Origin of the sequence: Adlercreutzia shanghongiae (assembly GCF_035830635.1) — a bacterium.
In the GTDB taxonomy this organism is placed as follows: Bacteria; Actinomycetota; Coriobacteriia; order Coriobacteriales; family Eggerthellaceae; genus Adlercreutzia; species Adlercreutzia shanghongiae.
The window spans coordinates 290,995-298,633 of the sequence record NZ_JAYMFI010000009.1 but is presented as its reverse complement, the minus strand read 5'-3'; the positions used below and the strand labels follow the sequence as shown (position 1 = coordinate 298,633).

Genomic DNA, 7,639 nt, shown 5'->3' with positions numbered 1-7,639 from the left:
CCGGTGTTCCCATCGTTGCGGACGGCGCACTTGCCGCCCGATGCGGTGTAGCGCACCGGATCTCCCCGCTTTACGGGATCGGGGCACGTGACGATCAGATCGAAGGCCAGCTTGGACTCGCCGCCCAGGAGCCTGGGCGAGGGGTCGTCGGCGAGGAAGCCGTGCACCGTCCTCCTGCCGCCCGCGCCCTCGCCCGTGACTTTCAGACGCTTGCCGAACAGGCCGTTCAGCAGGGCCACGGCCCTGTCCGCGTCCAGGGCGCTCTCGCACTTGGCGTAGCCGGAGAGCGTCACGGTGCGCGGCCCCTGGGTGAGGGCCACGGGCCACAGGTCGCCGTCGCGCCCCTGGGCCTCCACGGCCCCCTCCCTCGGGGCGGGTGTGCCGTGCCAGCCGTCCAGATTGGTCAGGAACCAGCCGCGCTGGCCGTCCCTGGCCGTGCGGAGGACTACCGGATCGCAGCCCTCCGCCTCAACGGTGAACCTCATGGCACCTCCCTACCATCCCCGGCGCTGGCGGGCGGCAACGAGCGCCGCCACCTGCTCGGGGTCGTCCGAGTAGATATTGAATGTCTGGTTCGGCGAGGGCGTCTTGGCCCCGCCCGTGGCGGGGTCGGTGCCCCAGCCGAGGTTTACTTTCGCGGTGCCGCGCGCGGCGAAGTTCAGCTCTGGGCTGAACGACTTGGCGACGCCAAGCGCTCCTGACACGGCCCCCTTCATTGCACCGGTGATGGCGTCGGCCTTGTCTCCGAGGCCGAGCACCATGCCGTCTCCGACGAAGCGGAACATCTTGCGCATGACCTTCGAGGGCGACGCGATGCCGAAGAAGCTCTTCACGGCGCCAAGGGCGTCGCTGCATATGGAGCCTATCTTGTCGATGACCCACTTGCCCGCGTCGGCCAGACCGTTGACCATGCCGCGCAGCATATCCTTCGCCGCAGTGCCCATCCTCCCGGCGAAGCTGACGATCTTCCCGGGGAGCTGCGAGAGCAGGTTCCCCAGGGCGGAGAGCACGGCCGGAACGATCTTCGGGATGGCCTCGCAGATTTTTCTGAACAGCGTCCCCGCAGCCTGCAGCAGCTTCGGCCCGAAGCTCGCGAGCTTGCCCGTCACCCTGATGATGAGGTCGGGCAGCTTCTCAATGAGGCGCGGCAGCATGGTGATGAACGCGTTCACTAGGGCCATGAACAGGGTCAATCCGGCGTCGAGCAGAGTTGGCAGGTTGTTGCACAGGACGTTCGCCACATTCTCAACAAGCACAGGCAGCTGCGCGATGAGCACGGGGATGATGATGTGCAGCGAGTTCACGATGGCCGTGAACAGCTGCATTCCCGCATCGAGCAGCATGGGGGCCATCTCAACGAGCACCGGCGCGAGTGACACGACCATCTGGGCAAGCCCCGTGGAGAGCTGCGGCAGGATTGTCGGGAGCGCTTGGACGATGGTCGACATCGCAGTTGTGAACGCGCCGACGAGCGACGGCATGGCGGCGGTGAGCTGCGACACCACGGAGGGCAGCAGGCCCACGAACTGCTCGGCCATGGCCGGGAGGTTCTGGGTGATGAGCTGAATCTTCTCCATGAACTGCTGGCTCGCGGCCTCAAGGTCCATGCCCGACGCCACGGCGGCGAACCCTGCGGTGAGCAGGCCGCCCGCCACGGCGGTCAGTCCGCCTGCGGCCTTCACGAGCACGCCGCCCATGTTGCCCGCCGCTCCCTTGATCTTGCCGAACACGGCGGAGAGCTTCGAGCCCTCGCCCTCGGCGTGTGAGCCGATGTTGAACTTGTTCTTGAACTCGGTCACGGCGTTGCCCACGGACTCGCCGAGGACGCCCCGGATGTTCCCGAGAGCGCCGCCGATGCGGCCGGGGATGCCGCCCAGGGCGTTGTCCACGACCTCGCCCACGTCGGAAAGCCTTTCGGCCACAGCGCCGCGCACGTTGCCGAGCGCATCGGCGATGACGCCGCCAGCGCCGGAAAGCCCCTGGCGAACGTCGTCCACGAAGCCGTAGAGGTCATCGAAGGCGCTCTGCGGGATGAACCCGTGGGACAGGCTCTTCCCGAACACCTTCACGGCGTCCAGGCCAGCACCGCCCAGGTTCTTGGCGAAGTCGAGCGCCTTCGATGCCCCGTCGCCGAGAGCGGACACGACCGGGCCGGCCACGCCGTTGAAGGCGTCGAAGCCCTTTGCGGCGATGCTCACGCCCTCGCCCGCCAGCTTCAGCACGGGGCCGAGGGCCGCGAGGCCCCCGACGGCGGCCACAAGCCCCTCGGCCTTTGAGACGATATCGGCACCGAACACGTCCTCAAGGCCGCCCTTGACGGCCTCGATGACGGACGCGCCGTCCTCCATCCGCTTGGTGAACCCGTCGAAGGCTGCGACGATCTTGCCGCCCGCCACGTCGGCGAGCTGCGAGAACCTGTCGGCCACGGGTTGGAGCGCCTTGTTGACCTGGTTCAGGGCGAGGCGAACCGAGTTGAACACCGGAACGGCGTTGTCCTTGATCGGAGTCATGAACTTCTCGCCGATGCGGGAGATCGCAGACCTCATGTTCGCCATGGAGCCGCTGAACGTCTCGTTGGCCGCCGAGGCGGAGTCGCCGAAGGCATCGTACATGGCATCCGAGAACGTCTTGAAGTCGATCTTGCCCTTGGACACCATGTCCTTGATCTCCTCGGAGGACTTCCCCAGGGCCTCGGACAGGATGGCGGTGACGTTCACGCCACGGTCGGCGAACTGCTGCACCGTCTCGCCGCTTATCTTGCCCTGGGCGGCGACCTTCTGAAAGATGCCACCGATGTCCCCCAGGTCGCGCCCGAAGGTGGCGGCGGTGCCCGTGCAGGCGTCCAGCGCCCGCCTCATGTCGTCTCCGGCGGCCACGCCGGATGCGGCAAGGTTCGCGGCCACGAGCGCCGCCTGGTCGAGCGAGAAGGCCGTGCCGTCCACGGCGGCGTTCACGGTGTCCTTGTAGTCGGCCCAGTCGAGCTTCATGCCCTTGAACATCTGCTGGGCCTGCTCAAGGTTCAGGGCGCGGGTCATCCCGCCCTTGGCCGCGAGGCCCGCGAGCACCGTTCCTATGCCCGCGAACGCGCCTGCGCCGGCCTTGGCGATCTTGCCGAACGTGCCCGATGCGAGCGCCCCGGCCCTCTTGAGGCCGCTGCCCGCGTTGTCGGACACCCCCGACCCTATGGCCCGGCCGATCTGCTTGCCGATGGAGCCGCCCTGGATCTGCTGCTCGATGACCTTGTTCGCGTTCTTGAGCGAAGGCACGATGGCCACGTAGGCGGTTCCGATCTCAGTCGCCATAATCGCCTCCCCTCAGCCTCGCAAGCTCCTCTATGTAGTCCTCCGCGTATATCTCCTCGATGTCCTCCCGCTTGCGCGCGGGCGGCCCGATCCTCTCCGGCCTGTCGGCCTCCCCGCCCCCGGCCATGGCCCAGTGCAGGTCGCGCACCGCGTTGGCGGTGGCGGCGGCGATCTGGCGATCCAGGCTCCATTCCAGGGACGGGTCTGCCTTGGAGGGCACCCGCGCCCCGAGGGGCAGCATCACGGCGAGCACGGCGGCGTGGGTCACCGAGTAGTCGGTGCCCATGCCGTCGATGTTCAGCCCGTAGTACTGCTGGAAGTCGGCCCTCAGCTCGTCGGGGTACCGGGACATCATCGAGGAGAGCGCTAGGAGTTTTTTGCCCCCGCCGCCTCCATGACCTCGCCGAAGAACTTCATGGCCTTGGAGGCGGGCACCACGCCGCGCTCGTCGCGCAGGCCGTCGTAGACGCGCTTCCAGTCGCTACCGAGGATCTTCTTGAGGATCTTTCCGACCTTGAGGGGGTCGCCGTCCTGAACGTCGTCCATCATGTCGATCAGCTCGATGTCGTCGAAGCGGTCGGTGTCGATGGTGACCCCGATGCCCATGCACTCGACATCGACGAGCGAATCCTTCTTCTTGGCCATTACTCGGTCACCTCCGGCGCGGCGGGCGTCTTCTTGATCTCGTCGATGTACTCGTGGACGGGCACCCCGCCGTCATCTACGAGCGTCTTGATGGTGGCCTGGTAGCCCATCAGCTCGTTGCGCTTGCGGGACACGTCGCCGATCTCGCCCACGATGGAGCGCGGCGCGACGAGGCGGTTGATGCGCTTGTTCTTGAGGATCGTGTCCACCACCAGTACGCACTCGTCGCGGTCGTCGCCCGTGTGCTCGATGTGGATGCCGCCCCCCTCGGTCATGTGGACGTGCGAGTCGCCGTAGATGTATGCCAGCACGTCGGGGTTGACCGCTTCCAAAAACGTCATCTGGAGCGTCTCGGAGTACTTGGTGGTGGAGGTGTCCACCGTGTCGCCCTCCCAGTCGTTGAAGTCCTCGGACTCGGTGGACTGGGTGTTCACCACGCCGTCCTCGGAGATGCAGCCGAGGCACTTGTAGTCCTCGGGAAGCTCGGTGAGGGCGTCGGTGGGGACGGTCGTGCCCGCAGGGGCGATGAAGACGGCACCGCCGGACTTCGGCTTGCCCGCCGACACGAGGTCTGGGTTCTTCTTCCTTGCCATTCTTCCTCCTGGAAAAGAGAGGGGGCCTTGCGCCCCCGTCGGTCAGATGTAGGTTCTCGCCGCCACCGTGAGCTGGTAGCGCGGCTCGCCGCCCTCGCCCGGGAACGAGTAGAGCGACTCGCACGAGCAGGACACGGCCCCGTCCAGCTCCTCCCAGTCGGGAAGGGCGGCCCTGGCCCGCAGGGCGAGCGCGTGGGCGTCGGCCTTCGTCGGCCCCCAGCACTGGACGGCGAGCGAGGCGTCGTCGGTGAACCCGTCGTCGCCCCCTCCCGTGCGCTCCACGGTCACGAAGGACGCGGGGCGCTTCTTTGGCACGTCGGACGAGCACGGGACGCCCAGGGCCTCGCGCAGGTGGGCGATCATGGATTCCTCGGCGTCCATGGGGTCACCTCCCCGCGTCGATGGACTTCAGCAGCGTGTTGCGGCGGGCGTTCTTCGCCTTGGCGTGGCGGGAGTTGGCGGCCACGACCACGTAGGGGCGGCCGCCCTTGCGCCCCTTGCGCTTCTTGAGGGCGAACTTGGCACCCGTGGACGAGTCGGCGCGATCCTTGATGCGCTTGCCTCGGGCCATGAGGTCGTCCTGGACGCCCGCCGAGCGCAGCAGGGCCTCGGCCCCATCGCGGTTCCATACGAACTTGCACTTGTCACCCATGGGTCGCCTCCACTTCCACAACCCAGCGCCACCCGGTTGGGCTGTCGGGCCAGTGCGCCGGGACGCCGACCACGCGGCAGACCGTCCCTCGAACGGTTACGGTGCCCCCGGAGACGTCGCCGTCCCAGTCTTCGGGCAAGTAGAGCGTGTAACGCTCCCACCTCCCGTCGGGGCGGTTGTCCCCGCCGGTGCCCGACGCGGCCCCGGGCGCTACGAGCACGTTGCCGACCTCGACGGCCCGCGTCTGCGGCACCTCGTCGCCCAGGGCGTCGGTCTCCGAGCCACAGGAGACCGCCACAAGGACGGCCTCGCCCCTCATTCCGCGCCCCCGTAGGACGGCACCGATCCGATGCGCTGGCGGCGCTTGGGGATGCCGAGCAGCCGCCGCTCGTCGGGGCTGACGTACAGGTTCGCGGCGGGGTTCGCGAAGGTCTGCTGCTGCGAGAACGGCCCGACGGTGACGCCGAGCTGGGACACGTCGGCCCCGGTTCCCGCAGCCATCACGCGCCGCACCATGTAGCAGGACACCTGCTTCTTCAGCTGCGCGGACACGGTTTTGTGATCGCGCCCGCAGCGTTCGCACTCGGCGTCCAGGATCTCGGCGGCGTCCATGAGCAGCACCTTCGCGCGGGCCTGCTCGTCTGGGGAGAGGGGCCTCCACCTGTCCTCAAGGTCGGAGGCCTCGGCGTAGGCCCCCACGGCTACTCCGCTCCCTCGGCGGCGCGGATGGCGGCCAGGCGCTCGGCGTTGTTGGAGCAGCCGGAGAGGTCGATGCCGTTGGCGGCGGCGTAGGCCTCAAGCTCGGCCTTGGTGGACTTGTCGCCCACCGACTCGGGGGCGGCCGGCTCCACCGGGAAGTCATCGGAGAGGGCGGCGGCCTCGGCGGCCGGGGCGACGATGGCGGCGGGGTACTTGCCGCCCAGGCGGGTCACCGGCACAGCCACCTGGAATCCGACGCGGAACACCACGCGCAGGGCCTTGCAGTCCTGCTGCATGAGGTTCAGGAGCACCTTGCCGTTCTCGTCGGAGATGACGCCCTCCTTGAACAGGTCGTAGGTGATGTCCTGGCGGATGCCGATGACGAACTTGTTCCAATCGCCCGCGAGGATGTCCACCTTCTCGGCGTCCCACACGCCCGTGGTGACCTCGTTCAGCGGGTAGCCGTACAGGCCCGACTGCGGAGCGCCGGAGAGGGACTGGGTGTAGATGGGATCGCCGTTGGCGTTGCGCAGGCCCACAAGCTCCCACTGCATGCCGGGCTTCGAGGCGAAACCGTTGATGCCGAACCCCTGCTCGGCGAGCAGCTTGCCCGCGTCGGCCACATCAACTCCGAGATCCTTGCCGCCGCGATGCACGACGTTTCCGGCGGTGATGCAGGAGGGCACGATGGCCTCCGGCCAGGAGTCGGGCTTGTCGTCGCCGAAGATGCCGGCGGCGTCAACCTTCTTGCCGATGGCCTCCACCAGCAGCGGCTTCACCTCGTCCCACAGCGGCACGTCGGCATCGTCCAGGAGGGCATCGGGGATCGGCACGATGACGGCCAGCTCCTCGGCGGTGATGTTGATGTTCTTCCAGGTGCTCTTGGTGGTCTGCTTCAGGCCCGTGTCGCCGTTGACCCAGTAGGCCTCGGGCAGCGTGGCGAGCACCGACTGCTTGGCCTTCTTGGCGGACAGGCGCACCTTCTTGGCGCGGGAGAGCAGCACGGAGGACTTGGGGGCCTCGGCGATGATCTCCTTGATGATCTGGTCGGGAAGCAGCACGTCGGTGAGGTCGGCGCGTCCCTGGATGTCGTTGTAAGCCATTCGGATTCCTTTCTAGAGCATTTGGTTGATCGCGTCGCGCAGCGGGTCGCCGCTCCCCTTCTCCTCCGTGGATGGGGAGCCGGTGTTCACGCTCGGCGCGGCGTCCTTGGCGAAGAAGGGCTTCAACACCTCGGCGTGGGCCTCGATCTCCTCGCGGGTCGTCCCGCGCAGGGCCTCGACGGGAACCCCCGTGGCCTTCGCCACCTCGCGGGCGGCCTTGGCGATGGCATCGGCGGCCTCGCGCTCGGCGAGCCTCGCCTCTGCGGCATCGGCCCTCTCGGTCGCCTTTTGGAGGTCGGTCTTGTCCTTCTCCTCGATCTGCTTGAGCTTTTCGGCGGCGGCCTTGTAGTCGTCGTAGTTGGCGAACTTGGCCCGCTCCTCCTTGCGCGTCTTTCCCATGAGGGCGTTCACCTCCTCCTGGGTGAACGTCTTGGGCTGAGAGCCCTCCATGGCGGGGTTCTCGTTGGCGCCCTCCCCTTGGGGAGTGGTTCCCGCGTTAGCGGTGTTTTCGGACATGGAATGCCCCTTTCCCCGGCCCCAGCCGGTGTCGGTGCGCGGATGCCTCCCGCGCAATGAGTAGGTCGCCCGAATCCAGGCATGAAAAAAGCGCCCGTAGGCGCTTGATTCCGTGGTATAATTCGTCGT

The 7,639-nt window shown here is 67.6% G+C and carries 11 protein-coding genes; all 11 read right to left on the bottom strand.

Annotated elements, in window-relative coordinates; translation table 11 throughout:
* Nucleotides 1-485: hypothetical protein (locus VJ923_RS06240; protein WP_326439639.1), on the bottom strand; the 485-nt coding region annotated here is incomplete at its 3' end.
* 9 nt (nucleotides 486-494) lie between these two features.
* Nucleotides 495-3,302: a phage tail protein gene (locus VJ923_RS06235; protein ID WP_326439637.1), complete on the bottom strand. Its 2,808-nt coding sequence runs from the start codon at nucleotides 3,300-3,302 to the stop codon at nucleotides 495-497.
* The gene (locus VJ923_RS06230) at nucleotides 3,292-3,657 is read right to left on the bottom strand and encodes a hypothetical protein (RefSeq protein ID WP_326439635.1); all 366 of its coding nucleotides are present in this window, start codon (nucleotides 3,655-3,657) and stop codon (nucleotides 3,292-3,294) included. Before VJ923_RS06230 ends, VJ923_RS06235 begins: the two co-directional genes overlap by 11 nt.
* A gap of 11 nt (nucleotides 3,658-3,668) precedes the next feature.
* Entirely contained in the window at nucleotides 3,669-3,947 is a 279-nt protein-coding gene (locus tag VJ923_RS06225; protein WP_326439633.1) for a hypothetical protein, read from the bottom strand.
* Nucleotides 3,947-4,540: a phage tail tube protein gene (locus VJ923_RS06220; RefSeq protein ID WP_326439631.1), complete on the bottom strand. Its 594-nt coding sequence runs from the start codon at nucleotides 4,538-4,540 to the stop codon at nucleotides 3,947-3,949. The genes VJ923_RS06225 and VJ923_RS06220 overlap by 1 nt, the downstream gene beginning before the upstream one ends.
* Nucleotides 4,541-4,582: 42 nt before the next feature.
* Nucleotides 4,583-4,921 (bottom strand): hypothetical protein, encoded by a 339-nt coding sequence (locus VJ923_RS06215; protein ID WP_326439629.1) that lies wholly within the window; start codon nucleotides 4,919-4,921, stop codon nucleotides 4,583-4,585.
* A gap of 4 nt (nucleotides 4,922-4,925) precedes the next feature.
* Nucleotides 4,926-5,192: a hypothetical protein gene (locus tag VJ923_RS06210; protein ID WP_326439627.1), complete on the bottom strand. Its 267-nt coding sequence runs from the start codon at nucleotides 5,190-5,192 to the stop codon at nucleotides 4,926-4,928.
* Nucleotides 5,185-5,511 carry a hypothetical protein gene (locus tag VJ923_RS06205; RefSeq protein WP_326439625.1) on the bottom strand — a complete coding sequence of 109 codons (327 nt, stop codon included), beginning with the start codon at nucleotides 5,509-5,511 and terminating at the stop codon, nucleotides 5,185-5,187. Before VJ923_RS06205 ends, VJ923_RS06210 begins: the two co-directional genes overlap by 8 nt.
* Complete coding sequence (locus VJ923_RS06200) at nucleotides 5,508-5,891, bottom strand: Gp19/Gp15/Gp42 family protein (RefSeq protein ID WP_326439623.1); 384 nt, start codon at nucleotides 5,889-5,891, stop codon at nucleotides 5,508-5,510. Before VJ923_RS06200 ends, VJ923_RS06205 begins: the two co-directional genes overlap by 4 nt.
* Before the next feature lie 2 nt (nucleotides 5,892-5,893).
* The gene (locus VJ923_RS06195) at nucleotides 5,894-6,994 is read right to left on the bottom strand and encodes a phage major capsid protein (protein WP_326439621.1); all 1,101 of its coding nucleotides are present in this window, start codon (nucleotides 6,992-6,994) and stop codon (nucleotides 5,894-5,896) included.
* A gap of 12 nt (nucleotides 6,995-7,006) precedes the next feature.
* Nucleotides 7,007-7,510 (bottom strand): hypothetical protein, encoded by a 504-nt coding sequence (locus tag VJ923_RS06190; RefSeq protein ID WP_326439619.1) that lies wholly within the window; start codon nucleotides 7,508-7,510, stop codon nucleotides 7,007-7,009.
* Nucleotides 7,511-7,639: the final 129 nt, after the last annotated feature.

What these genes read in the sequence shown, in the direction of transcription:
- VJ923_RS06235 (WP_326439637.1), bottom strand. Translation starts at nt 3,302, where the DNA reads ATGGCGACTGAGATCGGAACCGCCTACGTGGCCATCGTGCCTTCGCTC.
- VJ923_RS06230 (WP_326439635.1), bottom strand. Translation starts at nt 3,657, where the DNA reads ATGATGTCCCGGTACCCCGACGAGCTGAGGGCCGACTTCCAGCAGTAC.
- VJ923_RS06225 (WP_326439633.1), bottom strand. Translation starts at nt 3,947, where the DNA reads ATGGCCAAGAAGAAGGATTCGCTCGTCGATGTCGAGTGCATGGGCATC.
- VJ923_RS06220 (WP_326439631.1), bottom strand. Translation starts at nt 4,540, where the DNA reads ATGGCAAGGAAGAAGAACCCAGACCTCGTGTCGGCGGGCAAGCCGAAG.
- VJ923_RS06215 (WP_326439629.1), bottom strand. Translation starts at nt 4,921, where the DNA reads ATGGACGCCGAGGAATCCATGATCGCCCACCTGCGCGAGGCCCTGGGC.
- VJ923_RS06210 (WP_326439627.1), bottom strand. Translation starts at nt 5,192, where the DNA reads ATGGGTGACAAGTGCAAGTTCGTATGGAACCGCGATGGGGCCGAGGCC.
- VJ923_RS06205 (WP_326439625.1), bottom strand. Translation starts at nt 5,511, where the DNA reads ATGAGGGGCGAGGCCGTCCTTGTGGCGGTCTCCTGTGGCTCGGAGACC.
- VJ923_RS06195 (WP_326439621.1), bottom strand. Translation starts at nt 6,994, where the DNA reads ATGGCTTACAACGACATCCAGGGACGCGCCGACCTCACCGACGTGCTG.
- VJ923_RS06190 (WP_326439619.1), bottom strand. Translation starts at nt 7,510, where the DNA reads ATGTCCGAAAACACCGCTAACGCGGGAACCACTCCCCAAGGGGAGGGC.